The following is a 24446-nucleotide window of genomic DNA, read 5'->3' on the forward strand; positions in this document are numbered from 1 at the left end:
GATAGGAAAATGTCCGAGACTGCGATTCGAGTCGAAAACATATCCAAGCAGTACAAGCTGTATCAAAAACCAATCGACCGAGTGAAAGAATCGCTTAATCCGTTTAAGCGGAGGTATCACAAGGAGTTTCACGCGCTGCAGAACATTTCGTTCGAGATCAAGAAGGGCGAATGCGTTGCAATCGTCGGTAAAAACGGCTCGGGTAAATCGACACTGCTCAAAATCATTACTGGCGTGCTAACGCCGTCCGGCGGGAAAGTAAGCGTACAAGGCAAAGTATCCGCCCTTCTCGAGCTGGGCGCCGGATTTAATCCGGATTTTACGGGTTTGCAGAACATCTACTTAAACGGCACTATGATGGGATATACCAAAGATGAGATGCTCAGCAAATTGCCGGCGATTATCGAATTTGCTGATATCGGCGATTTCATACACCAACCGGTGAAGACGTATTCAAGCGGAATGTTTGTACGGCTTGCATTTGCCGTCGCTATTAACGTGGATCCGGACATTCTCATAATCGACGAAGCTCTCGCGGTTGGCGACGATTTGTTTCAGCGTAAGTGCTACGCAAAAATCGCAGAGTTCCGCAAAAGCGGAAAAACGATCGTTTTCGTCACTCACTCCAGCGCAACGGTGGTAGAGCTTTGCAGTCGTGCCATCCTAATCGACAATGGCGAGCAGTTACTCGTTGACAAGAGTCAGAACGTCATCAATTTGTACCAAAAATTGCTGTTTTCCGGAAGCGAGAACCGTATTAACATCCGGGAGCAGATCAAAGCGTACCAACAGTCGCTCTTGGTACCAAACGACTGGAACGGACTCGTCTCGGCTACTTGGGAGCATGAGGTAAAGACGACAGCTTCGGAGAATCTAATTGTCATCCAACAGGATCATTTCGACGAAGCGCTGGTACCGAAGAACCCCGTATCTTATGAACATGCCGGCGCTCGGTTGTTCGATTATGAATTGGTGAATTCGGATGGAAAAAAAGTGAATATCATTCAATTCGGCGAAAAATATACTTGGCGATACAAAGCGGAGTTTTTCAAGAATTGCCTGAATATTCGTTTTGGAATGATGATTAAGACAAGCAAAGGATTAGACTTATGCGGGGCGGCTACCCATCTTTATGGCAAAGGACTTTCGAACATAAAAAAAGGGGAAGTTTTTCAGGTAGAGTACAGTTTCGTTCCTCGGTTCGTTGCAGGAGTCTATTTTATGAATTGTGGAATTCTCGGGCTTAAAGAGCAGGGTGAAGAGGTATTCTTTCATCGCTTTGTCGAGGCGTGGGCATTTAAAATCCAGGACCAGACGGATTCGCTTCTCAGCGGCATGGTCGACATGGACTTGAAATCCACCGTGAATCGTTTGTCGTAAGGCGCTTAATCTGATTACATGTCCCCACTGCCTAAAAGCACGAGGAAGAAAGATGGTGCGGTTAATGAGTAAAAAGCGAGTCTTCCTGCATATCGGTTCACACAAAACGGGTTCAACCTCATTGCAAAATTCGCTGTATGCCAACAAAAGCACATTGAAAGCGAAGGGTATTTATTACGGGGGTTATCACGAAGTTTGGCGTATGCACCACAACCTTGCATTCGGGTTGTTTAAGGAAGCACTGGAGGAGGAATTCATCAGTTTCCCGTCTTCCCATTATTATTTTAGTCAAATAGCAGAAAAGCCGGTTGTGGTGGTCGATCGGATCAAGCAGGAATTCCAAGAAGGATCATACAAACAAATGATTTTGTCGTCGGAAGGTTTGTTTGCTCCGGGGCACTTTTTCGCTTTTCATTCCGGAGTGGCGCTGACCGACAAGCAGCAGGTCAAAGTGAATGAATATGTGATTACGAAGCTGCGGGAACTGCTGTCGGATTTCGACGTGACGGTGATCTGCTATCTTAGGCGCCAAGATTTGATTCTGGAGTCTTTCTATAATCAATACTGCAAAGGCCCTGACCCGAATATTACAGCACCTTTACCGACGTTCACAGAATATTGCAAAGCCAGACCGGTACCGTTCGATTATTTCAGAGAAATTTCGGTATGGGCGAAGCATTTCGGTAAAGAAAATCTGAATGTAAAACCTTACGAACGAACTCAATTGCCGGAAGGTGTTGTAGGCGATTTCTATATTAACATATTGAAATTTTCGGAAAGCGAATATGAGAGATTGGAAAGTATTGATGCGGGTGAAGATAATTCTCGTATTAATCGTGACGTATTGGAATACAAACGGTTGCTTAATGTGCACGGCCTAGACGTCGAATTTCTCAGAGTTTCAAATGCGATCGGGGACGCTCAACGTAATCAATCTTTTCTGACGCCGCAAGAGCGGGGACAGATTTTGAAGGACTGTGCCGATAGTAACAGCAGGCTTGCGGCTGAATATTTATCTCGGAGCGATGGCCGGTTGTTCTACGATACTGAAGTCAAGAAAGAAGAACCGTATTTCGGATTAACGTTTGAGAAGTCTATTGAGATCAGCGAGAAACTTACGAATCTGTTTCTTTTGGAACGTAAAATGCAACAGAGCTACATTAAGCATTTACTTGAGGAAAACATAAATATTAAATATGACAACGCAACGTTATTGCAAGAAGTAGAACGGCTAAAGAAAGAGCTAACTGAGTTAACAGCAAAGCAGGATGTTCTAGCTACGGAATTTGCTGATCTAGGTGAAGAACACGTTGCACTAAAAGCAGAACATTCTGCTCTAACAACTGAATACGAGCTGATTACTGCAGAAAAAAATAACCTTGTCGATCAAGTGGATCTTTTAACGACGGCGCAAGAAGCAATATTGTATGAGAAAGAAGTGTTAAAGGGTGAACTTCGAGATATTTACGAGTCGAAGTCTTGGAAAGTGACGAAACCGCTTCGCGCTATGCGGGACAGGCTCAAATAAATCGTAACGGGAGACGAACATGCCGGAAATGAACAATTTTTGCGGGAAATACGAACGTTACCCCGACTTAACCGGTTCGCGGAAATTCGAAGGCGGGTTAAGAATACAGGGGAAATTAAAGACCAGTACGCTGGAGATGCCGTTGGTGACGGTCATTACGGTCGTTTACAACGCCGGCTCCAACATTCAACGAGCGATGAACTCAGTCTTTCAGCAAACCTATGCCAACATCGAATACATTATCGTAGATGGTGGGAGCACCGATAACACGATGGAGTATGTCAGGCAGTCGATCGACCGCCTGGATTATGTCGTTTCTGAACCGGACAAAGGTATTTACAGCGCGATGAACAAGGGGATCGAGCTTGCTAGGGGCGATTATATCGCGCTACTCAATTCGGATGACTGGTATACTCCCGAAGGGATCGAGCGCTCGGTCAAAAAGTTGCTAGCGGAAAGCACTGACTATTCCGGCGGTGATGCACTCTTGGTCGACGCCTCAGGTCAAACCGTCTTTCAATTCGGCGTGCATCACTTCGACATGCGCGCATATTTCTCGCTCAATCCGTGTTCGCATATCGCTATGGTTCTGCATCGCCGCGTGTACGAAACGATTGGACCATACGACGTTCAGTACCGCATCGCCAGCGATTTGAAATATCAGCTCTCGATCGTCCGAGCTGGGTTTAAGGCTTCATCAGTCAATCACGTCGTCTGTTATATGGAGCTCGAAGGTATTTCGAGCCGTGAACAGAATTTGTCCATCGATGAAGTCAAACGCATCTTGGCCGAGTTTCATCCGGAATTGTCTCGGGAAGAAATCGAGGCTATCCCGCAATTGAAGTATCGAAACCAACTGACGTATTACACGCTTGATATGCTGCTCAGAGTGCTGAGTAGCGCATATTACACAGAAGAACAGAAAGCATTTATTCAAGATCGGGTACAGGATTGCTTCAAAGCAACGATGTACGCATTGCTACACGCCGACGAGCCGAAGCCTACGGCCCAGGCGGTGCAGTACTACGACAACATGAAAATACGAGCGCTGTTCAAACATAAGGCAGCCAAGCGACTCCGTGGCACCCCGTTCTTCAAGCCGATTAGTTCGATGTATCGGATGCTGAAGAAATTTAGACAAAGGAGAAAATCATGACCTTCCCGACCGTGTATATCGTAACGCCATCAAGAAATGCGGAAGAGACGATCAACGACACGATCTCCAGCGTATTAACGCAGCAAGGCGACTTCCACATTAGATACCATATTCAAGACTGTCTTTCGACCGACGGCACGATTGAGATCATACAAGCATGGGACAAGTTTCTCGACGAGGGGCGTTTTCCGCTATCTTGCCGCGGTGTAACGTTTACGTATGCTAGCGAGGACGACACCGGCCTGTATGATGGCATCCGCAAGGGGTTCGAACAATTTGGTGTAGTCGATGAAGAATCCTTCATGACGTGGATTAACGCCGACGATATTTTATGCAAAGGGACCTTGGCTACGATTACTAAGATCCAACGAACGTTGCCAGACATAAATTGGGTTACCGGTAAGCCTTGTCAATTGTCTGACGATTCTTTAGTTTATTTGGATTCATTCTTTCAGTATCCAACCGAGTTTATCAAGCATGGCTTCGGAGAATCGAGGTTTCTGGGGTTCTTTATCCAGCAAGAAGGTACTTTTTGGAAAAAGAAGGTTTGGGAAGCGGCTGGGGGGATTAGCACCAAATTGAAGCTTGCCGGCGACTTCGAATTATGGGTAAAGTTCGCTCAGCAAGAAGTGTTATGGCTTTTTAACGGTCCATTGGGGATATTCCGCGTCAGGACAGGACAGCTATCAGAAAACTTGGATAAGTATTTTAACGAAATGGACGCCGTCATTCCGCTTTCGCAGAAGGAACAAAACTGGCAGGAGGTACTCCGGCAAGCATATAGCAATCCGAACCAAGTGCGTTTCAGCTCTGCGGGGATCGCATACGATTACGGCGGCAAGAAGTATGTCAAGAACGTAATCGAGTTTCCGATTCGCAACTATATTTCCGTGAGCGAGAACGAGGTGGAGGCGAAGCCCGTACTCATAATGCCTTCTTCTCGCACATTCATGCGTAAGTTTCGAAAAGCGGTCAAATTCCTCACGCCATATGGTCTACTCAAGTTGTACCAGAATCGGAGGCGTTGACATTGAAGATTGCAGTGGTCGTGTTTCTGTTTGGAGGGGCCAGCGGAGGGATAAAAGCGGCGAATACGATCGCATCCCAATTATCCGATTGCGGCCATGACGTAACGTTGTTGACTTGCGAAGAAGTCAAGGGGACGTTCTTCGAAGTTCATCGCGACGTTCCTCTGCATACGATCGGGAAAGTGTTCTCGAAAGCCGAATATGAGAAGTATCCGGAAGCCGCGGTAGATAGCAATCCTTATATGTTTCAAATGCTAGAAGATCGCTTTCAACCGATAAAGCAACAGCATTTGTTTATGGAGGACCTCTTGTACCGGGATTTGCGCTTGCTGCGACCGGATTGCGTTGTAAGTGTTCTCTTTCAAACGCATGCGTTTGCCGTTCCAGCTGCTGCAAGAGCCGGGATACCGATAATCGCATCCGAGCATAATTCGCCGAAGTCGTACCAAGAACTGTGGTGGATGTCGCGCGATGAGCTGGACTACCTTTACGAGATGCTGGGCTTTACGGATAAGATTCACATCTTGTCGCCCTCGTACTCTAGCGGTTATCCAGCTAAACTGCACCATAAGATGGTTCCAATAGGGAACGGAATCGATCCTGCCGCACCTCAGAAAGGCCCGAGAAAAAATCGTATCATCGCCGTCGGAGAATTGTCGGAATGGAAAAATTACGGCGTACTCATCGATGCGTTTATGCTCATTTCGGAGACTTTTCCCGATTGGAAGTTACAGTTGTACGGAGAGGGTCCCGAAAAGGAAGCGCTAATGAAAAAGGTTTCCAAAAATGCGCATGTGGTAAAGCGGGTATTATTCATGAGCATCGCGCCTCAACGAGAAGTGCTCGAGTCACTCCGATCCGCTAAAATTTTCTGCCATCCTTCATTGGCCGAAAGTTTCGGGCTCGCGGTTGCCGAAGGATTGGCAGCTGGTCTGCCAGCTATTGGGTTGGAGGAAACCGATGGCGTGAATCAGCTCATCCATGACGGAATCAACGGTTATTTGGTGCCGACTGACGGAGCTGCGACTGGGATTGCTGAAGCGCTGAGCAAGATGATGAAGGATTCTGAGCACCTAGAGTCGATGGGGCGAGAAGCGGCTGCCAGCGTCAAGCACCTCTCAAGCGGTGCGATCGCGGAGCAATGGGACCAACTGGTTAACAGGGTATGCGCGGCTGCTCCAACCCGCAAACGGGATATCGTTATGAACGACGTTCACTATTTGCCTTTGGTCACTGTCGTATCCATTGTGCGCGCTGATCTGTCAGCGGTTATCGCGTCTCTTCAGAGCGTATGGAATCAAACGTACGATCGGATCGAGCACGTCGCGATCGATTGCAGCATGGACAATAAGGAAACGATGGAATTTATCAAGTCGAATTTGCACCTTATGGACGAAAGAATCATGTCCGCGAGTTCGGGTAAAGACGCGATTATCTCTGCTATTCAAAGGACAAAAGGAGAAATCGTCGTCGTCTTGGACGGTTCGGAGCGATTGGATCGTTTTGCCGTAGAAAGGGCCGTTCTCGCCTTGTCCAGCCCTCAAGCCGATGTTGTAGTTGGGACAGCACTGGTCGCAACAGAAGCCCAACCCGGGTACGAGGGGCAAGTCGCGGATTTATCCTTGATTTGGACTGGTAAAAATTTGGTCGGCGGCAGCGTATTCGCGCGTCGTGCGGCATTTGAATCGCAACAGATCAAGACATGTGAGGGTAGCGATCGTCTAAAGTGGTTCCTTTCCCTGTATGACCGTTCCAACGAAATCATTTATGAAAACTCGTTATTTGTACATGCGGAACGAAACCATAATGCTGGATTGGACGAGACGAAGTTCGACATTATACAATCGTATGCTTATATGAAGTTCGATAAAGTTAAAAAAGACGATATCGACTTCCTTTTGAAATACTTCCAGTATGATGACGAGGCCAAGGGGACGAATGGAGAAGGTCGAGTGCATCAACTCATCGGAGAACACATACATCGACAAGACTTTGTTCATTCCATCGTGAAAGCCATGTACTTGCACAGAAGTGAAAATATTCTCATACAGAAACATACGGAAATGTCATTGATCAGCCGTATAGAGGCGACCTTCCCCAAACGACGTATGTATCGCGTTAAAGAAGTGATGAAATATAAACTGCAAGGAACCGTCTGGTTCAAGCCCGTGAAATCGGTGTATGCGATGGCGAAGAAAATAAAGCGAACCCTTATCAAACAATGAAGTTGAGAAAGTTGGCAGATGAAAGGAATTATTCTTGCCGGGGGTACTGGATCGCGTTTATACTCACTGACCAAAGTTACAAACAAGCACCTGCTCCCCGTGGGCAAATATCCGATGATTTATCATTCCATTGCCAAGCTGAAGGAAGCAGGAGTTGAGGATATACTCATAGTTACAGGTAAAGAACATTTGGGAGATGTCGTTAATTTGCTAGGGAGCGGGAGAGAGTTCGGGATTTCATTTACATACAAAGTTCGATGATCGAATCGCAGCTATTGAAGAGTAGCCGAGTCACCGCAAAAGCAATTATGCGGTAACCGGCATCTACATGTACGACAGTAGTGTATTCGGATTTATTCGCGATTTGAAGCCCTCGCTGCGCGGTGAACTTGAGATTACGATGTTAATAATGCTTATATTGCGACCGGTAATCTAACCTATGAAATAATGCGGGGCTGGTGGACGGATGCCGGAACTCACGCTTCATACACCCGAGCAAAAGATTTGGCGAAAGATAACGTATATGTGGAGCAGAACGGTAAGTTTAAAATGTAAACGGCGGTGTTTGATGTGCGAATTGCTAATACATTCTTATCTGGGGTTAAGCTGATTACCCCAAGTGTTTTTGAAGATAGTAGGGGTTTCTTTATGGAGAGCTACAACTTCATGAAGCTTTCACAGCATGGAATCGAGTCTGTCTTTATACAAGACAATCATTCCTTATCGGTAGAACCGTTTGTTATTAGAGGGATGCATTATCAACTAGAGCCGTTCGCTCAATCGAAGCTTATAAGAGTAACATCGGGTGAAATATATGATGTTGTCGTTGATATTAGGCAGGACTCCCCTACGTTCGGTAAGTGGGAGGCTTTTGTTTTATCAGCGGAGAATAAACGCCAATTATTTATTCCTTTGGGCTTCGCTCACGGTTTTTGCACACTTGCCCCAAATACGGAAGTACAATACAAAGTGGATGCCCCATATTCACCACAGCATGACCGAGGCATTGCCTGGAATGATCCGGCGTTAGCAATTGACTGGCCGACATCCAATCCGATTCTATCGGAAAAGGATAGTAAGCATCCTGTACTTGCTGAAGCAGAAATCAACTTTGTATACGAAGGATGAGCATAAATCGTGAAGTTACTTGTTACGGGCGGAGCCGGATTTATTGGGAGTAATTTTATTTTATATATGATGCGGGAGCATCCTAACTACGAGATTATAAATGTCGATGCGCTTACGTATGCCGGTAATCTCGAAAATTTGCGTAAGGTTGAAGCGCATCCGAACTACCGTTTCGTGAAAGCGGATATAGCGGAGCGTGGAGAACTGGAGTCTATATTCCAAAGCGGCATTGATGCGGTAATTAACTTTGCAGCCGAATCGCATGTAGATCGAAGTATTTTACAGCCGGATATTTTCGTGAAAACGAATATACTCGGTACACAAGTGTTGCTTGATTTGGCGAAGCAATACAATGTCGTCAAGTATGTCCAAGTGTCTACCGATGAGGTATACGGAACGCTTGGCGAGACAGGTCTGTTCACCGAGGAAACGCCGCTTGCTCCGAATAGCCCGTATTCGGCAAGTAAGGCTGGTGCGGATCTGCTTGTACGCGCTTATCATGAGACGTTCGGCATGAACGTCAACATTACGCGTTGCTCGAACAATTATGGCCCGTATCAATTTCCGGAGAAGCTGATTCCGTTAATGATTCAGAATGCACTGAACGACAAGCTCCTGCCGGTATACGGTGACGGCTTAAATGTTCGTGATTGGCTATATGTGGAGGATCATTGCAGCGCTATTGACCTGGTGCTCCATCAAGGACGAAGCGGTGAAGTCTACAATGTCGGTGGACGCAATGAGCGCAACAATATGCAAGTTGTACGCACGATATTGGAAGCACTCGGCAAGCCGGAATCGCTGATCACCTATGTGAAGGATCGTCTCGGACATGATCGACGATATGCGATCGATGCGGATAAGATACGCCGCGAGCTTGGCTGGGAGCCTAAGTTCGACTATGAGAGCGGCATTAAATCAACGATTGATTGGTACCTATCCAATAAAGTGTGGATGGAGCAGGTCGTAACGGGGGCTTATCAGCAATATTATGCGACTCAGTACCTAGAACGTTTAGAGGGGCAATCATGACGGCCAAAGCTTCTATACTTAAGATACTTGTAACTGGAGCGAGCGGACAGCTTGGACGAGAATTGATGGAATGGGTAACAGACACGATGGTCATAGTTGGTGTTGCTCGTGATCAACTCGATATTACCTCTGCTAGGCAGTGCCGAGACGTTATAGAATTCCATAGGCCAGATGTAGTTATTCATTGCGCTGCGTATACAGCAGTTGATAAGGCTGAGACTGAGCCTGATGAAGCTTATCGCGTCAATGAGCAAGGAACTCGCAATATAGCTGAAGCGGCTGCAGCATTTGAAGCTAAGTTTTGTTATATTAGCACGGATTACGTATTCGATGGGACAAGCAGTTCGCCATACTTAGAACAAGATCAGACGAACCCTCTAACGGTATACGGCAAGTCCAAGCTCGCAGGTGAGCGTGCGGTTCAGTCGATAGTGGAGCGATATTTCATTGTCCGTACTTCTTGGGTTTATGGTCAATATGGCAATAACTTCGTGAAAACGATGCTGAAGCTGGCTGGGGAGCAAGATCTTCTGACGGTAGTCTCGGATCAGATCGGTTCGCCTACCTATACGTATGACCTGACAGCATTTCTAATCCAATTGATTCAAACTGAACATTATGGCATCTACCATGCGTCTAATACGGGAAGCTGTTCTTGGTACCAATTCGCTGAGGCAATATTTGAGGAAAGCGAACATAAGGTGAAGGTAGAACCATGCACAACGGCGGAGTTTCCTCGGCCTGCGCCTCGCCCTGCCAACTCCGTAATGGCACATGGCGCCATAATGGCGAATGGATTACAAGATCTGCGTCCGTGGCGGGAAGCTTTAAGACATTATCTAGAGAACGGCGAGTGATGAAGCAATGGCGTCCGTAAGCGTTTGTATTGTTACCTACAATAGTGCTAAACATATTGCATCTTGTTTGGAGGCGCTAAGCGGGCAAGTCTATCCGATCGACCGTATCGTCATTGTAGATAACGCATCAACCGATGATTCATGCGTGATCATCAAAGCTTATCAAGCTCAATCGAATATCCCCATTCAGCTTATAGAGAATAGCTTTAATAACGGCTTTGCAGGCGGTCAAAATCAAGCGTTAAATGCGTATGAAGCCGACTATGCGGTAGTGCTTAATCCTGATGTATCGCTTCATCCGTCGTATATTGCCGACATTGTTGCCGTTATGGAGCAGGAGCCGCTTGTGGGAAGCGCCACGGGGCAATTATTGTTCGCTGACGATCAAAGTATTGTCGATAGTACGGGTCTTGCGATGAGCGGTACAAGGCATGCAACTGACCGAGGGATGGGGGAGTCTGCTGATCGCTGGCTGCTGTCAGGCGACGTCTTCGGCGTATCCGGTGCAGCCGCTGTCTATTTGCGGCGAATGATCAATGACATCTCCCTAGAAGGACAGTTCTTCGACGAAACCTTCTTCGCCTACAAAGAGGATGTCGATGTGGCATGGCGCGCCAGACGATTAGGCTGGCGCTCTTATTATGTTCATACAGCCAAGGCGCTTCATGGACGAGGTTGGAAGAAGAATGCTAGAAGCTCAATCCCGTTGTTCGTGAGGCAGCATTCTTATATGAATCGCTTCTACACGTTAATCAAGAATGAGCCGATCGGCTGGCACTGGTTTGCACTCTTGCCACAGATCGCAGTAATAGAGGCAGCCAAGCTCGCTTATATCATTATCCGAGAGCCTGCTATGCTTGGATGTTTACCGAAACTGCTCCGTACTTTGCCGGAAATGTGGAAGAAAAGACAACAAATCAATCAGATGATCAGACGGCCACAGAGCAAGAAGACAAAACTTGAATTATGAATTTTAAAAAATAGGTTGGTAACTCTCTTCCATTTTGATACAATGCAGATAGAGTCGAATTTTAGTAGAATGCGGGTGAAACTTAAGCGAATGATCCGACAAAATCAACGATTTTTGACACAGCTGTATATGCTGGCAGACCTCTTTGTTACATTGATCGTTTTTTTGACAGCCTATTGGCTTAAGTTCGAGAGTGAGTTGCTTCCGCATGCAAACTCCGTTCCATTCAAGACCTATACGCTTTGGGGAACAATCTACTCGTTCGCTACCGTCTTGATTGGAGTATATTTGCAGTTTTATACGCCTAAGAGACGCAAGTCATTCTCCTATGAGTTCCTGAAAGTGTTGCAAGTACAGGGAATTAGTTTCCTTGGCTTACTGAGCTTATTGTTTTTCGTCAAGGAAGTGCACGTATCACGCGAGTTTCTAATCATTTTTATCTCGATGAATATAGTAGTGGTCTCTTTCTATCGATTCTTACTTAAGAGAGCGTTGACCTCGTTTCGCCGCCAAGGCTTTAATAAGCGGTTTATTGTTATTTTAGGAGCAGGCTCTGTGGGCCGCAAATTCTATGATAATCTGCAAAACAACCCTGAGTTTGGTTATGAAGTCATTGGTTTTCTCGATGATTTTCAATCGGAGCACGAGCATGAGCATCGTTACATGAAGCCTATTATTGGCAGACTTGACGAACTTGAGCAGACACTTAATCGGGAACCCATAGACGACGTCATCGTTGCTCTACCATTAGCTGCTTACGATAAATACGCGGATATTATAAAGGTGTGCGAGAAGTCGGGCGTGAAGACGCTTATTATCCCGGATTTCTTCGATGTGCTGCCGGCACGTCCGTTCTTCGACAACTTCGCGGGCATTCCGCTTATTAATGTAAGGGATGTTCCTCTAGATGAGTTAAGCAACCGAGTGTTGAAGCGTTGGTTCGATATCCTGTTCTCGCTCGTTGCTATTATTGTAACCTCACCGCTTATGTTATTTGCGATTATTGGTATTAAGCTGACGTCCCCTGGTCCTGTGTTGTTTAAGCAAGAGAGAATGGGACTCGACCGAAAGACGTTTGGCATGTATAAGTTCCGCTCAATGAACGTATCTGCGCGGACGTCTTCGGACACGGAGTGGACCGTGAAGAACGATCCGCGCCGTACGAAGTTCGGCAGCTTCCTGCGTAGAACAAGTCTGGATGAGCTGCCTCAGTTTTTCAATGTTTTACTCGGGGATATGAGCGTAGTCGGTCCTCGTCCGGAGCGCCCTTATTTCGTTAATCAATTCAAGGAAGAAATTCCGAAATATATGATAAAGCATCAGATTCGTCCTGGCATAACGGGTTGGGCGCAGACAAACGGTCTGCGTGGCGACACATCGATTCAAGAGCGCATCGTTCACGATATTTTCTATATCGAAAACTGGACGTTCCTATTCGACATCAAGATTATTTACAAAACGGTGCTGAAGGGCTTGATTAACAAAAATGCATACTGACCAACAATCGGCGTACCGTATATCCGTTATTATACCCACCTTGAATGCAGGACCTGCCTTACATAATTTATTGGATAAGCTGCAGAATCAAACTTACAGGCCTCATGAGATTATCGTGATTGATTCCGAATCGATTGACGGCACGCCGCAATCGGCTAAGCAAGCGGGGGCTCGCGTCATCACGGTGCGCAGAAGCGAATTCGACCATGGCGGTACGCGCAATATGGCTGTTGAAGCGGCAGAGGGCAATATTTTGCTATTCATGACGCAGGATGCGGAGCCGCTGAATGAGCATATGATCGAAGAGCTGACCAAGCCGCTACGAGCTGGTAATGAGGTTGTTTACGCTTATGCCAGGCAATGCGCAAGACCTGAAGCGGATATTCTTGAGCAGCTGGCGAGGCGGCATAATTATCCGGAGAAGTCGCAAGTAAAGTCATTCGAGCATGTTGGTCAGATGGGAATCAAGACTTTCTTCTGTTCAAATGTCTGCGCAGCGATACGCAAGGAAACGTTTGAGGCAATGGGAAGGTTTCAAGCGCCGGTTATTTTCAATGAAGATTTGTTTATGTCTGCTCGATGTATTCTTTCCGGTTTCAAGGTTGCATATTGCGCGGAAGCACTTGTCTATCATTCCCATCACTATTCGCTCATGCAGCAGTTGCGCCGTTATTTCGATAACGGGGTATCGATGAGCTGCAATTCTTGGATAATGCCTTACAGTGCCGTTGGCAAGGCCGGTTCAAGTCTAGTCAAGCAGCAATTAAAAGCATTGATTGAATCGCGTCGATGGCTTCACATTCCCCACCTCATGTTGGAGGCGGGAGCGAAGCTGGTTGGCTATAAGCTCGGAATACATTTTCGGAAATTGCCAACCTTTATGAGAAGAAGGCTAAGCATGCATAAGCATATTCTCGAACGTTACATTGAGCAAAACAGAGCTATGACAGATTGAGCTTTGCGGTCCTTTCGACCGCAGGGCTCTTTTTTCTAATTAGCCGTATACTCCCAATCGCTCACGCCAAAACTACATACACCTGTTGACTGGCTTAAACGAAAGCAAAAATGAGGTGTTTAGATGGCCGCTTGGCTCGGCTGGCTTGTTGCGGCGCTTCTGTTGTATATCGCATTATTGGCCGTCATTATGCTAATGGAGCATCGCAAGCCTGCGCAGATGACGGCGTGGCTGCTCATTGCTTTACTTATCCCTTACCTTGGATTTTTCGCTTATTTTATGCTTGGTCGCGATTTCAGAATACGCAGGATGACAAAACGATTCGAGAAACGCATAAGGTATGATTCGGCTGCTTCTTCTTATTTTTCGCATAACCAGATACATCGCATGGAGGATGTGGGCAACGATCAACTAGCCGAGCAGAAGAACTTATTCGGATTGTTGTCCAGGCTGACCCCATTCGCAATTACAACAGGAAATCAATCGGAGGTTCTAACGAACGGCGAGGCGGCATTTGAAGCGATTCTGAATGCATTGGACAAGGCTAGGCACCATATTCATTTGGATTATTATACGATTCGAGATGACGGGATCGGCAGGCGATTCCTCCGGACGCTCATTCGTAAAGCACGCGAAGGCGTAGAGGTAAGACTCGTGTACGATGGGATCGGAAGTTTGCATCTTAGCGAGAATTACTTGACGGAACTGCATGCATCAGGCGTTCAGACGAGCTGTTTTTTGCCGCCGCGTTTTGCCTTTTATGAACGTCGCCTTAATTATCGCAATCATCGCAAAATCGTAGTCGTGGACGGAGTTGTCGGCTTCCTAGGCGGAATTAACATCGGCGATGAGTATTTAGGAAAAGATAAGCGGCTCGGGTTTTGGCGGGACACGCATCTTAAGCTGCAAGGGAATGCCGTTCACGATTTGCAGCGGCTATTTCTGAATGACTGGACGTTCGCTTCTAAGGAACGGCTTGAAGAACAAAAGTATATGCCGAAGCATGCTTCCTCAGGCAAGGAAAGCGTGCTGATCGTTCCTAGCGAGCCGGGGCGTAACGATCAAAAAATATTGGACGTAACGTTTGCCGCAATAAATGCCGCTAAGTCCCGGATTTGCATTTCTACGCCGTATTTCATACCTGATCCTAGCCTTGTCATGGCACTAAGAACGGCAGCACAAAGCGGTGTAGACGTTAAGATTATCATTCCGGGTATTGCCGATACGAAGCTTATTCTGTTAGCAACTTTATCGTATGTTCAAGACATGCTGGATGGCGGCGTGAAAATCTATCGTTATCGGAAAGGCTTCATACATGCCAAAGTGATGATTATCGATCGAATGCTCGTCTCTATAGGGACGGCGAATATGGATATGCGCAGCCTGTACAGTAATTTTGAGCTCAATGCCATGCTGTTCGATACGGATGCAATTGACAGACTGTTTACCGATTTCCAGGAAGATCTGAACAATAGCCATCAAGTGCATGCCCAGCAATTTACTAAGCGGCCTTGGAAGCAGAAGGCGGCTGAATCGTTGATCCATATGCTCTCGCCTCTCCTGTAAAACGATGAATGGAACGCGGCGCTTTCGGGTATATTTTGCGAGTAACACTTTATATCCTTCCTAGGAGGCGAGCCGAATGAGCGAAACGAACAATGATGCGCAGCAAGCGGCAGCCGAGCCGCAGAACGAAGGCAGAGACGATTATTTTATGGATATCGACCGCATGGTGAATGAAGGACTTGGCGGCGGCAACGTAACGATTCAAGGCGGTCTCATTGACGAGACGACGACGGATACGATGGAGCCTGAGCAGAGAGGGGATTAACCTTGAATACGACACGAGCGAAGCAAATTTACGAATCCGACGAGACGATCTCCGTCATGTTGGACGGCGATTCGGTCTGGATCGAGCACGTTGACGAAGCTAACGGAATGGCAACCGTACAAGTTAGCAGCATACCCGTTACTACGAAGACGGTATCATGCGACCGACTGCAGGAGCAGAGTCATTAAGATTGCAAGAAATGGATAAAAAGCCGATCCAAGTATGCTTAGGGCATGCTTGATCGGCTTTTTGCGATGGGAACGACTTGCTTCATCCTCCATAAGACTCCCGGAATGCGGTACAAAGCTTATCGCGGTCGACTTCCCACAATGCGGCGATGTCGGCGCTTACGTTCTCGTCCCACCAGTCGGCTTGAACCTTTCGATTGCTCTGATGTTCGACGATCCAGATCAGATTAAGCAGTACTTTTTTTGTATATATGAGCTCTGCTTCATCCATCTTTTCCTTGGAGACCCACAGCTTCATCCGTTTGACGGTACGATAGAGCTCGTTGCTGCAGGCTCTGCGAATTTTGCGCGCCGTCGGCAAGCCGGTGTTGTGTTTTTGCACGTTAGGCTTCATATAGGACCGACTCCTCTCTATATCCCATACATATGCGGAACAAGAAGAGAAGGTCACTGCCTACCATCTGCCAAACTTGTGATCAATCATTAGGTTATTGCACCGTTATGTAACCAACCATTGGACCGTCATGACGCATGTCCTTATGGGTCAAGCATACGATAGGGTATGTCCCCGGTTTGTCGGCCGTGAACGATACGACCGTCGTTTTGCCTTTTGTCACTGTGCCCCGAACGCCTAAACCTTCAATAACGAAAGGGTGACTGCTGCCATGGATGCCGGTGATGTGCAGCTCGGTTAACTCGCCCCTGTTCACGGTGATGGAGCCGGGATCCCAACGGTAGATTTCGATTTCTTTGCCGTCATCGGTTGTGGACTTAATTTCTGTGGTGACGAGCTGGAACACGCGTGCTGGCGCCTGCTGCCCGCTAACGGGGCGGGACCCATTCCAGTTCAAGAAGACGATGACTACGATTACGAGAGCTGCAAATGCGATCAATAGCTGAATCTGTTTTTTTCGAACGATAAATACTTTGGACATGAAACGATCACCTCATCTATTCGTATCAGTATAGGCTAGTCTATGCGATGGCTTGTCAGCCCATGACAAAAGTGGATGCTGGCAATGCCTTATGATAGAATAGCCTAAGTGCTTATGTAAGTGGACAAAGGATGATTATTAAGCGGGAAGGCGGATTGAGAACAGGAATGGAATGGATCAAGGATATTTTGCATGAGGTATTGTTGTGGGTCGAAAGCTTAGGATATTTCGGCATATTAATCGGACTATTAATTGAGGTTATTCCAAGCGAAATTGTTCTAGGCTTCGGTGGGTATTTAGTATGGAAGGGCGATATCTCTTTCTGGGGAGCTGTTATATTCGGAACGATAGGCGCAGTAGGGCAAAACTGGATTCTGTATGCAATCGGAAGATACGGCGGACGTCCAATTGTCGAGAAGTACGGAAAGTACATTAAGATTAAGGCCAAGCACGTCGACACGGCCGAGAGCTGGTTTAACAAATATGGAGCGGGCATCGTCTTCACTGCCAGGTTCGTCCCGGTTATGCGTCAAGTTATTTCAATACCGGCAGGGATGGCGAGAATGAACTTCTGGCTGTTCTCGCTGCTTACGGCACTCGCTTCGTTGCCATGGTCGATTTTATTCGTTTATTTGGGCAAAACGCTCGGCGACCGCTGGGAAGATGTCGGCGAGGAGGCTGCGCCATACGTACAGCCGGCGATCCTGATTGCGATAGCGCTGCTGATCGTTTATGTGCTTATCAAGTTTGTGCGTTCCCGCGGCAAATCGGTATAATAGCAAAGTATAGGTTTTTAAAGCGATGGTGGACTGAATAAACGGAACGAAAAGAGGGATTTTGATGAACAAGAGCGTTGCAGAGAAACTGGGCAAAGGGATTAGTCCACAGCAATTTATTGATGGCATGACCAAAAATAAAGAAGCTTTTATCGGTTGGCATGACAAGTTCGAATGGACGGATGAATCGGATCGCGAGCTGTTCGAGTCGATGAACAACCGCGACGATCTGCGCGTTCTTATCTTGATGGCGGATTGGTGCGGCGATGTCGTTCGCAACATTCCGGTCGTGTTCCAGGTGTTGTCCATCAGCGGCATTCCGACAGAAGTACTCATTATGGAAGAGCATCTGGATACGATGGATCAGTTCCTGACGATGGGCGGACGTTCCGTGCCGGTCGTTATTTTCGCCGATACGGGCGGGGCTGTGCTCGGTACATGGGGACCTCGGCCGAAGTATGTCCAGGAGCCGATGGTTGCATTCAAACAGGAAAATCCGGATCGTGAAGCGGCTGATTACCAAGAGAAGCTTGCCGCAACTCGTCAAGAAATCGGCCGTCGCTACGGCGAGGGAACGGGTTATCAATCCCTCATCGTGAAAGAATTGCGCGCGCTGCTGGAATCGTTCTAAGGGGTATGGGTGCGAATATGAAGATAGAATCGTTTTCTTTAGGACCGTTGCAAACGAACTGCTATTTAATCACGACATCGGAGCCGGGAGCGGATGAGCACGGCATCATTATTGATCCGGGCATGAATCCGAAGAAGCTGCTGGATCGTATCCAGGGTGTACATATCGAGGCGATCCTGCTGACGCATGCCCACTTCGATCATATGGGCGGCGTAGACGAGGTGCGCAAAGCGGCGAACTGCCCTGTTTATATCCATGATCTGGAGGCGGATTGGCTTACCGATCCACGCAAAAACGGTTCCATGCGATGGCAGGACGTAACGCCGCCGCTTTCGACCGATCCCGCTGAATACGCGTTGGCTGAAGGCCAGACTCTCCATATGATCGGGCATACGTTCCAGGTCATGCATACGCCGGGACATTCGCCGGGCAGCGTCAGCTTCCTATGCGGTGAGCATTTGTTCTCCGGCGACGTGCTGTTCAAGCTGGGCGTCGGACGTACCGATCTTCCCGGCGGACGCGAGCGGGACTTGTACGATACGATCAAGAACAAGCTGTACAAGCTAAGCCCCGATACGATCGTATACCCCGGACACGGCGGTCGTACGAAGATCGGCTTCGAAATGGCAAATAACCCGCATACGGGGTAACACATTGGCTGCGCTGTCTTCGGACGGCGCAGCATTTTAAGCTTATAGAGGATGGTGTATAGGATTGGCGGATACAACGGTACAAAAGGCGGACATGGGCTCGGAGGAATCAATCGGAAAGTCGAAGTTAACGGCGGAGCAGAAAGCAGCCGAGAGCGAGCGCATTATTAAAGGAATTGCAGCGCAGCTTACGATTCCTTTAACGAAGGTAAAGTCGGCGGTCGGCTTGCTGGACGAAGGAAATACAATTCCCTTCATCGCGAGGTATCGTAAAGAAATGACCGGTGAGCTGGACGAAAACGATCTGCGTTCCATTGAAGAGAAGCTGCAATATATGCGTAATCTCGAGGAGCGCAAGCGCGAGGTTATCCGTTTAATCGATGAGCAAGGGAAGCTGACGGACGTGCTCCGTGCGGATATCGAAAAATCGGTCAAGCTGCAGGAAGTGGAGGATTTGTATCGTCCGTACCGGCAGAAGCGCAAGACGCGCGCGAGCGTGGCGAAGGAACGCGGTCTTGAGCCGCTTGCTTTATGGATCTGGTCACAGCCTCGTCAGGGTGATCCTTTAGCCGAAGCTATCAATTACATAAACGCGGATAAGGGCGTAGCGACCGCCCAGGACGCATTGCAGGGCGCGATGGACATATTGGCCGAAAATATCGCCGACGATGCTGCAATACGCGCCTGGGTCCGTAAATACACCTTTGATCAAGGAATTATCCGAACGGAAGCGAAGGATGCTTCCGCCGAGTCGGTATATGAGATGTATTACAGCTACCAAGAGCCGATTCGCAAGCTTCCTCCGCATCGCGTGCTAGCCATCAACCGCGGCGAGCGCGAAGAGGTGTTGCGTGTCGCCTTCGATCTTGCCGCCGAGCGCATTCATGACTACATTCAGCGCAGACTGCTTCGTAATGGAACGGCAGCAGCCGTACGTGACGTTTTTGTCGCTATAATCGAGGATACCTATAAGCGGCTTCTTTCCCCGTCTATCGAGCGCGAGGTGCGCGGCGAGCTGACGGAGAAGGCGGAAGAGCATGCGATTTCCATCTTCAGCGAAAATCTTCGCAACCTGCTGCTGCAGCCTCCTGTCCGCGGAAACATTGTATTAGGCGTAGATCCAGCCTTCCGTACGGGCTGCAAGCTTGCCGTCATCGACGACACGGGCAAGCTGCTTGAGGTCGCGGTCTCTTATCCGACGCCTCCGAACAATAAGGTTGCCGAGGCGGAACGGCTCATCAATGGATTAATCGACAAATACAAAGTCGAGCTGATCGTAATCGGCAACGGTACGGCCTCCCGTGAGACGGAGCAATTTATTGCCAATTTAATCGGCAACCGCAAAGCAACAGCAGGATCGGCCGGCCGAGAAATCAAATATATTATCGTCAATGAAGCCGGCGCAAGCGTCTACTCCGCATCGAAGCTCGCGGCGGAAGAGTTTCCCAAGCTCGACGTGGCGGAGCGAAGCGCCGTATCTATTGCAAGAAGGCTGCAGGACCCGCTTGCGGAGCTTGTTAAGATTGAACCGAAAGCGATTGGCGTTGGTCAGTATCAGCATGACGTAAGCCAGAAGCGGCTTGATGAGAGTCTAGGCGGCGTCGTGGAATCGGCGGTTAACCATGTCGGCGTCGATGTGAACACCGCATCAGCGTCTCTGCTGTCTTATGTTGCCGGCATCAATGCAACGATTGCCCGCAATATTGTGAAGTACCGCGAGGAGAACGGTCGTTTCGCCAAGCGTACGCAGCTTCAGAAGGTTCCGCGCCTTGGCGCGAAATCGTACGAGCAGTGCATCGGCTTTCTCCGTATACCGGAAGCGGGCAATCCGCTTGACCGAACGGCTATTCACCCTGAATCGTATGATGTCGTAGATAAGCTGTTCGGAGCGCTCGGCCTTGAACTGAAGCAGATCGGCTCTGAAGCGCTTCAATCGAAGCTGGAGTCCATTGACCTGCCGAGCTTGGCCAACGCGTTAGATGTGGGCGTTCCAACGCTCAGAGACATCGTGGACAGCCTGCTTCGCCCGGGACGCGACCCGCGCGAGGAGCTGCCGCCGCCGATTTTTCACACCGATGTGCTTAACATGGAAGACCTTACAGCCGGGATGGAGCTTCAAGGTACGGTGCGTAACGTTATCGACTTCGGCGCGTTTATCGATATTGGTATCAAAAACGACGGTCTCGTCCATATTTCTCAGATGAGCGATAAGTTCGTGAAGCATCCGATGGATGTCGTATCGGTAGGCGACAATGTTACGGTCTGGGTACTAAGCGTTGATTTGAAAAAAGGACGCGTTAGCTTAACGATGCGGAAGCCTTAATACGGGTTAGATCCATAATGTGGGCTTGCCGTTCAATGGCAGGCCTACTATAATTTATATAGCAACAAATAAGAAGGAGATGGGGGGAATGAAGGAGATGAATGCGGATAAAGAACGTTGTGCGAGCGTGGCGCCACACAAGTGGTTCGGTTTATCGCTTCAGGCGCTCGTCATTTTAGCTCGGAAACCGGATATTTGTCCAAGCGCGGAAATCGCGAGCCGCTTGCACGCAGATGCAACGCTGCTGCGCCGTGTTCTTGTTAAGCTGGCACGCGAGCAATTGATCGAGACCAGAGAAGGAAGAGACGGGGGCTACCGCCTGAAACGTTCGCCAGAGTCGATTACTCTTGCTGACGTATATTCCGCGCTCAAAGTAGCCGAGCCGTTATGCAGCAATATGTTAGATACGGCATGCTCCCATGAATTTGGTTCGGAGATGAAGGCAGCCTTTACGGAAATCGCGAACGAAGTAGAGCGTAAAACACTCGAGGCCCTGCAGCCATATACGATTGCAGACTTAGCGGATCGGACGTTATCCACATCTAAATAAAACAAGAAAATTTTATTTCTAAAGTAAGGTAATTGACAAACGAATGACGCCGACATATACTGTTATTATAAAAGTTACAGTTCACACATCGTTAACTATGCGAAATTTTACACAGTTAATTACTGATGTTAACTGAGTGGATTTTAACACAGATCAGAATATGGAGGAGACCATTATGACAACACAAATTGATTCCCAAGTACAGGTATCAACGAAAGATGCTTCAGAGCCATCGTTTGCTAGCGTATTGCAGAGCCGCCGTTCCGTTCGTAAATACGACAGCAGTTTCGTTGTTACGGAGCAGGAAATTCGCGAATTGCTGGAAACGGCAACGAAGGCACCATCCTCATCCAACATGCAGCCTTGGCGTTTCTTGGTCGTTACCGATGCTGAATTGAAGCAAAAGCTAGTACCTATTGCTTTCAACCAACAGCAAGTTGCAGAAGCGTCGGCTATTGTTATCGTGCTCGGAGATTTGGAAATGTATAAGCTGTCCGAACAAATTTACGGCCAAGCAGTGGAAGCCGGCTATATGACGAAAGAAGTAGCCGATAACTTCGCTGCGAACTCGACAAAGATGTACCCGTCCCTGCCTGCTGACCGTTTGAAATCGCTCGTTGCCTTCGACACTGGACTTGTATCGATGCAGCTTATGCTAGCAGTCCGTGCAAAAGGTTTAGATACGGTACCAATGGGAGGCTTCAACCACGATCAACTAAAAGAATTTTTCGGCATCTCCGACCGTTATTTGCCTACATTAATGCTTCCAATCGGCAAAGCAGCGGCTGAAGGTCATCCGTCTACACGTCTCCCACTTGACGAAATTACATTTTTCAACAAGATGTAATTAAACCATCAGCTATATAAACAAACCGGCTTCCTCTTGGCAGAGGGAGCCGGTTTTTTATGTCCGAACTGATGGCAGACTAAACCTTATAAGCTAGTGCTGGTATCCTGTTCCTTCGGACCTTGTTTACTGCGATAGAAGTACCAGCAATCGTTAAGCAGCTTGATTTGTCTGCGATCCTTCTTCTGAAATGCGCGCATCAGTTGATTGCATAGCCACTGCGGCATGCGCATCGTCCTCCTCCCGAGCCCAACATGTTGTAATACTACAATATGGGGCAGGGCGGATGTCCGTGCAGGTCCATTCTAATTGCCGAGCTCTTCCTCGTATTCCTCGTACCATTGCTCAAGCTGAGCTTGAAGCGCCCGGATTTCGGTCAGCAGCGAGATGAGCGGATAAGACTTCTCTTGAACCGCGGAGAAATCGGCCTCCAGCTCATTGATGTAGGCGAGTCCGCTTACGATAGAGATTGAATTGTCATGGAGTTCGACCGCGTCGCATTCAGCAACGGCGTAAGGCAGGCTAGGTACGCGATCGGCCGTTAGCTTGTCGATTTCTTTATGAAGGCGCAAGTTGAGCGCGCTGAGCTGGTAAGCATGGGATTCGGGCATTTCAACGAATAGAATGGTTTCATTTTGCTTCATTAGGACATAACGCATTGTTGCCATAAAATGTTCTGAACTCCCCTCGATTATAACATTCCTACTTGACAGTGTAGCGTATCGTACCTTTAAAATTCAAGTAGTAGGGGGAGAATAACGATGAATGACGAAACGCTGCAGCAATGGGTTGAACAAATTTCGATGACATTCTTTGGACGGGCTTTCACGCACCGCGCGACGTTCAACAGCCGATTAAAGGCGACGGGAGGCCGTTACTTTACGCGTACGCATAATATCGAGATCAGCCCTCACCAACTGACTGTTTATGGACGAGAAGAAACGGAAAAAATCATTAAGCATGAGCTTTGCCATTATCATCTGCACATTCTCAAACGAGGTTATAAGCATCGGGATGCGGACTTTAAGCAATTGCTCGCACATGTAGGCGGATCACGTTACTGTCAATCGCTGCCGGAGCGCTCGGAACGTCAGACAAGGCCTTATCGCTATAAGCTTGTGTGCTCCAAATGCGGGATCGAATATTTGCGAAAGAAGAAGCTTGACCCGGCCAAATACGCATGCGGCAAATGCCGCGGAAAATTAATAATGATAACGCTTGACATTGAAAATGAAGCGTGATAAATTATTACTTGTCACTTTTACTTTTCCCTGATAGCTCAGTTGGTAGAGCACTCGACTGTTAATCGAGTTGTCACAGGTTCGAGTCCTGTTCGGGGAGCCAGATTTGGAGAGATACCCAAGTGGCTCAAGGGGACCCTCTGCTAAGGGGTTAGACTGCGTAAGTGGTGCGAGGGTTCGAATCCCTCTCTCTCCGCCACGATTTTTTCTCAAGTGATTGCAACGGGAAGACCGTTCAGCCGGTCTTTTTTATTTGCCCCGTTATCACGATAATACTCGTCATGATCCGATCGATTATTGGCAGTAGCAAGGCCCGTTGGTCAAGGGGTTAAGACACCTCCCTTTCACGGAGGTAACAGGGGTTCGAATCCCCTACGGGTCACCATTAGGATTTACGCTTGTGAAGCAGCTCTCTGGAGTTGATTAACGTTCATGAGAGCCATTAGCTCAGTTGGTAGAGCACCTGACTTTTAATCAGGGTGTCGAAGGTTCGAGTCCTTCATGGCTCACCATTTGCTTCAACCCTCGAAGCGAATGCGAATGAAGGAAGCGACATTGCAACAATTTCAAATGTGCGGTAGTGGTGGAATGGCAGACACGCTATCTTGAGGGGGTAGTGGGCGTATGCCCGTGGAGGTTCGAGTCCTCTCTACCGCACCATAACTTATTCAATCCAATCCTTGCTTCTAGAGCAAGGATTTTTGTTTTTATGTTAAAG

Annotated in this window: 25 protein-coding genes, 5 tRNA genes and 1 pseudogene; 27 read left to right on the forward strand and 4 right to left on the reverse strand. The window is 48.0% G+C overall.

Translation table 11 applies throughout. The annotated features are described in order from the left end of the window. Positions 1–9: 9 nt before the first annotated feature. The 15 genes and pseudogenes from J2T14_RS13545 (at position 10) to J2T14_RS13615 (ending at position 15775) form a co-directional block, all read left to right on the forward strand. Positions 10–1380, forward strand: a complete 1371-nt coding sequence (locus tag J2T14_RS13545) for an ABC transporter ATP-binding protein (RefSeq protein ID WP_307206692.1) — start codon at positions 10–12, stop codon at positions 1378–1380. Positions 1381–1432: 52 nt separating this feature from the next. Continuing rightward, a complete protein-coding gene (locus J2T14_RS13550) occupies positions 1433–2908 on the forward strand; it encodes a hypothetical protein (protein ID WP_307471555.1) in 1476 nt (491 codons plus the stop codon). Between the two features lie 19 nt (positions 2909–2927). Further along, positions 2928–4064, forward strand: a complete 1137-nt coding sequence (locus tag J2T14_RS13555; protein ID WP_307471557.1) for a glycosyltransferase family 2 protein — start codon at positions 2928–2930, stop codon at positions 4062–4064. Beyond that, the gene (locus tag J2T14_RS13560) at positions 4061–5092 is read left to right on the forward strand and encodes a glycosyltransferase (protein WP_307471559.1); all 1032 of its coding nucleotides are present in this window, start codon (positions 4061–4063) and stop codon (positions 5090–5092) included. Before J2T14_RS13555 ends, J2T14_RS13560 begins: the two co-directional genes overlap by 4 nt. A gap of 2 nt (positions 5093–5094) precedes the next feature. Next, complete coding sequence (locus J2T14_RS13565) at positions 5095–7317, forward strand: glycosyltransferase (protein ID WP_307471561.1); 2223 nt, start codon at positions 5095–5097, stop codon at positions 7315–7317. An 18-nt stretch (positions 7318–7335) separates the two neighbouring features. After that, positions 7336–7872 (forward strand): annotated as a pseudogene (locus J2T14_RS13570) (sugar phosphate nucleotidyltransferase). Positions 7873–7887: 15 nt separating this feature from the next. Further along, the gene (rfbC, locus tag J2T14_RS13575; RefSeq protein ID WP_307471563.1) at positions 7888–8445 is read left to right on the forward strand and encodes a dTDP-4-dehydrorhamnose 3,5-epimerase; all 558 of its coding nucleotides are present in this window, start codon (positions 7888–7890) and stop codon (positions 8443–8445) included. Positions 8446–8454: 9 nt separating this feature from the next. Beyond that, the gene (rfbB, locus tag J2T14_RS13580; protein ID WP_307471564.1) at positions 8455–9477 is read left to right on the forward strand and encodes a dTDP-glucose 4,6-dehydratase; all 1023 of its coding nucleotides are present in this window, start codon (positions 8455–8457) and stop codon (positions 9475–9477) included. Beyond that, positions 9474–10334, forward strand: a complete 861-nt coding sequence (gene rfbD / locus J2T14_RS13585; protein ID WP_307471566.1) for a dTDP-4-dehydrorhamnose reductase — start codon at positions 9474–9476, stop codon at positions 10332–10334. The genes rfbB and rfbD overlap by 4 nt, the downstream gene beginning before the upstream one ends. Before the next feature lie 7 nt (positions 10335–10341). Then, a complete protein-coding gene (locus J2T14_RS13590; RefSeq protein WP_307471568.1) occupies positions 10342–11304 on the forward strand; it encodes a glycosyltransferase family 2 protein in 963 nt (320 codons plus the stop codon). 90 nt (positions 11305–11394) lie between these two features. Then, positions 11395–12801, forward strand: coding sequence for an undecaprenyl-phosphate glucose phosphotransferase (locus J2T14_RS13595; RefSeq protein ID WP_307471571.1), 1407 nt, complete (start codon positions 11395–11397; stop codon positions 12799–12801). Further along, a complete protein-coding gene (locus tag J2T14_RS13600) occupies positions 12791–13756 on the forward strand; it encodes a glycosyltransferase family 2 protein (RefSeq protein ID WP_307471573.1) in 966 nt (321 codons plus the stop codon). Before J2T14_RS13595 ends, J2T14_RS13600 begins: the two co-directional genes overlap by 11 nt. 123 nt (positions 13757–13879) lie before the next feature. Continuing rightward, on the forward strand, positions 13880–15322 hold the full coding sequence (gene cls / locus J2T14_RS13605; protein ID WP_307471576.1) for a cardiolipin synthase: 1443 nt from the start codon (positions 13880–13882) through the stop codon (positions 15320–15322). 76 nt (positions 15323–15398) lie between these two features. Beyond that, positions 15399–15587, forward strand: coding sequence for a hypothetical protein (locus J2T14_RS13610; RefSeq protein WP_307471579.1), 189 nt, complete (start codon positions 15399–15401; stop codon positions 15585–15587). Between the two features lie 2 nt (positions 15588–15589). Further along, on the forward strand, positions 15590–15775 hold the full coding sequence (locus J2T14_RS13615) for an H-type small acid-soluble spore protein (RefSeq protein WP_307206719.1): 186 nt from the start codon (positions 15590–15592) through the stop codon (positions 15773–15775). An 82-nt stretch (positions 15776–15857) separates the two neighbouring features. Here J2T14_RS13615 and J2T14_RS13620 read toward each other — a convergent pair whose 3' ends face one another. Beyond that, positions 15858–16169 carry a dehydrogenase gene (locus tag J2T14_RS13620; protein WP_307471581.1) on the reverse strand — a complete coding sequence of 104 codons (312 nt, stop codon included), beginning with the start codon at positions 16167–16169 and terminating at the stop codon, positions 15858–15860. 94 nt (positions 16170–16263) lie between these two features. Next, a complete protein-coding gene (locus J2T14_RS13625; protein ID WP_307471584.1) occupies positions 16264–16710 on the reverse strand; it encodes a cupredoxin domain-containing protein in 447 nt (148 codons plus the stop codon). A 167-nt stretch (positions 16711–16877) separates the two neighbouring features. Here J2T14_RS13625 and J2T14_RS13630 point away from each other — a divergent pair, with 167 nt between their 5' ends. From J2T14_RS13630 to J2T14_RS13655, 6 genes are all read left to right on the forward strand, one after another. Then, on the forward strand, positions 16878–17486 hold the full coding sequence (locus J2T14_RS13630) for a DedA family protein (protein ID WP_307471967.1): 609 nt from the start codon (positions 16878–16880) through the stop codon (positions 17484–17486). 64 nt (positions 17487–17550) lie between these two features. Then, positions 17551–18117 carry a thioredoxin family protein gene (locus tag J2T14_RS13635; RefSeq protein ID WP_307471586.1) on the forward strand — a complete coding sequence of 189 codons (567 nt, stop codon included), beginning with the start codon at positions 17551–17553 and terminating at the stop codon, positions 18115–18117. A 17-nt stretch (positions 18118–18134) separates the two neighbouring features. Beyond that, the gene (locus J2T14_RS13640; RefSeq protein WP_307471588.1) at positions 18135–18767 is read left to right on the forward strand and encodes an MBL fold metallo-hydrolase; all 633 of its coding nucleotides are present in this window, start codon (positions 18135–18137) and stop codon (positions 18765–18767) included. Positions 18768–18861: 94 nt separating this feature from the next. Further along, entirely contained in the window at positions 18862–21090 is a 2229-nt protein-coding gene (locus J2T14_RS13645) for a Tex family protein (protein WP_307471969.1), read from the forward strand. 88 nt (positions 21091–21178) lie between these two features. Then, positions 21179–21640 (forward strand): Rrf2 family transcriptional regulator, encoded by a 462-nt coding sequence (locus J2T14_RS13650; protein WP_307206728.1) that lies wholly within the window; start codon positions 21179–21181, stop codon positions 21638–21640. Between the two features lie 175 nt (positions 21641–21815). Beyond that, positions 21816–22487 carry a nitroreductase family protein gene (locus J2T14_RS13655; protein ID WP_307471590.1) on the forward strand — a complete coding sequence of 224 codons (672 nt, stop codon included), beginning with the start codon at positions 21816–21818 and terminating at the stop codon, positions 22485–22487. An 86-nt stretch (positions 22488–22573) separates the two neighbouring features. Here the strand turns inward: J2T14_RS13655 and cmpA are convergent, their stop codons facing one another. Beyond that, entirely contained in the window at positions 22574–22714 is a 141-nt protein-coding gene (gene cmpA / locus J2T14_RS13660) for a cortex morphogenetic protein CmpA (RefSeq protein ID WP_307206733.1), read from the reverse strand. A 78-nt stretch (positions 22715–22792) separates the two neighbouring features. Then, positions 22793–23155, reverse strand: coding sequence for a hydrolase/acyltransferase (locus J2T14_RS13665; protein WP_307206735.1), 363 nt, complete (start codon positions 23153–23155; stop codon positions 22793–22795). A gap of 93 nt (positions 23156–23248) precedes the next feature. Here J2T14_RS13665 and J2T14_RS13670 point away from each other — a divergent pair, with 93 nt between their 5' ends. From J2T14_RS13670 to J2T14_RS13695, 6 genes are all read left to right on the forward strand, one after another. Next, on the forward strand, positions 23249–23728 hold the full coding sequence (locus J2T14_RS13670; protein ID WP_307471592.1) for a SprT family protein: 480 nt from the start codon (positions 23249–23251) through the stop codon (positions 23726–23728). 27 nt (positions 23729–23755) lie between these two features. Then, positions 23756–23831, forward strand: a tRNA-Asn gene (locus J2T14_RS13675). A 5-nt stretch (positions 23832–23836) separates the two neighbouring features. Continuing rightward, positions 23837–23927 (forward strand) — tRNA-Ser (locus J2T14_RS13680). A gap of 111 nt (positions 23928–24038) precedes the next feature. After that, positions 24039–24113: transfer RNA gene (locus J2T14_RS13685), tRNA-Glu, on the forward strand. 51 nt (positions 24114–24164) lie between these two features. Beyond that, a tRNA-Lys gene (locus J2T14_RS13690) sits at positions 24165–24240 on the forward strand. Between the two features lie 62 nt (positions 24241–24302). Then, positions 24303–24388, forward strand: a tRNA-Leu gene (locus tag J2T14_RS13695). Positions 24389–24446: the final 58 nt, after the last annotated feature.

Origin of the sequence: Paenibacillus harenae (genome assembly GCF_030812415.1) — a bacterium.
GTDB lineage: Bacteria > Bacillota > Bacilli > Paenibacillales > Paenibacillaceae > Pristimantibacillus > Pristimantibacillus harenae_A.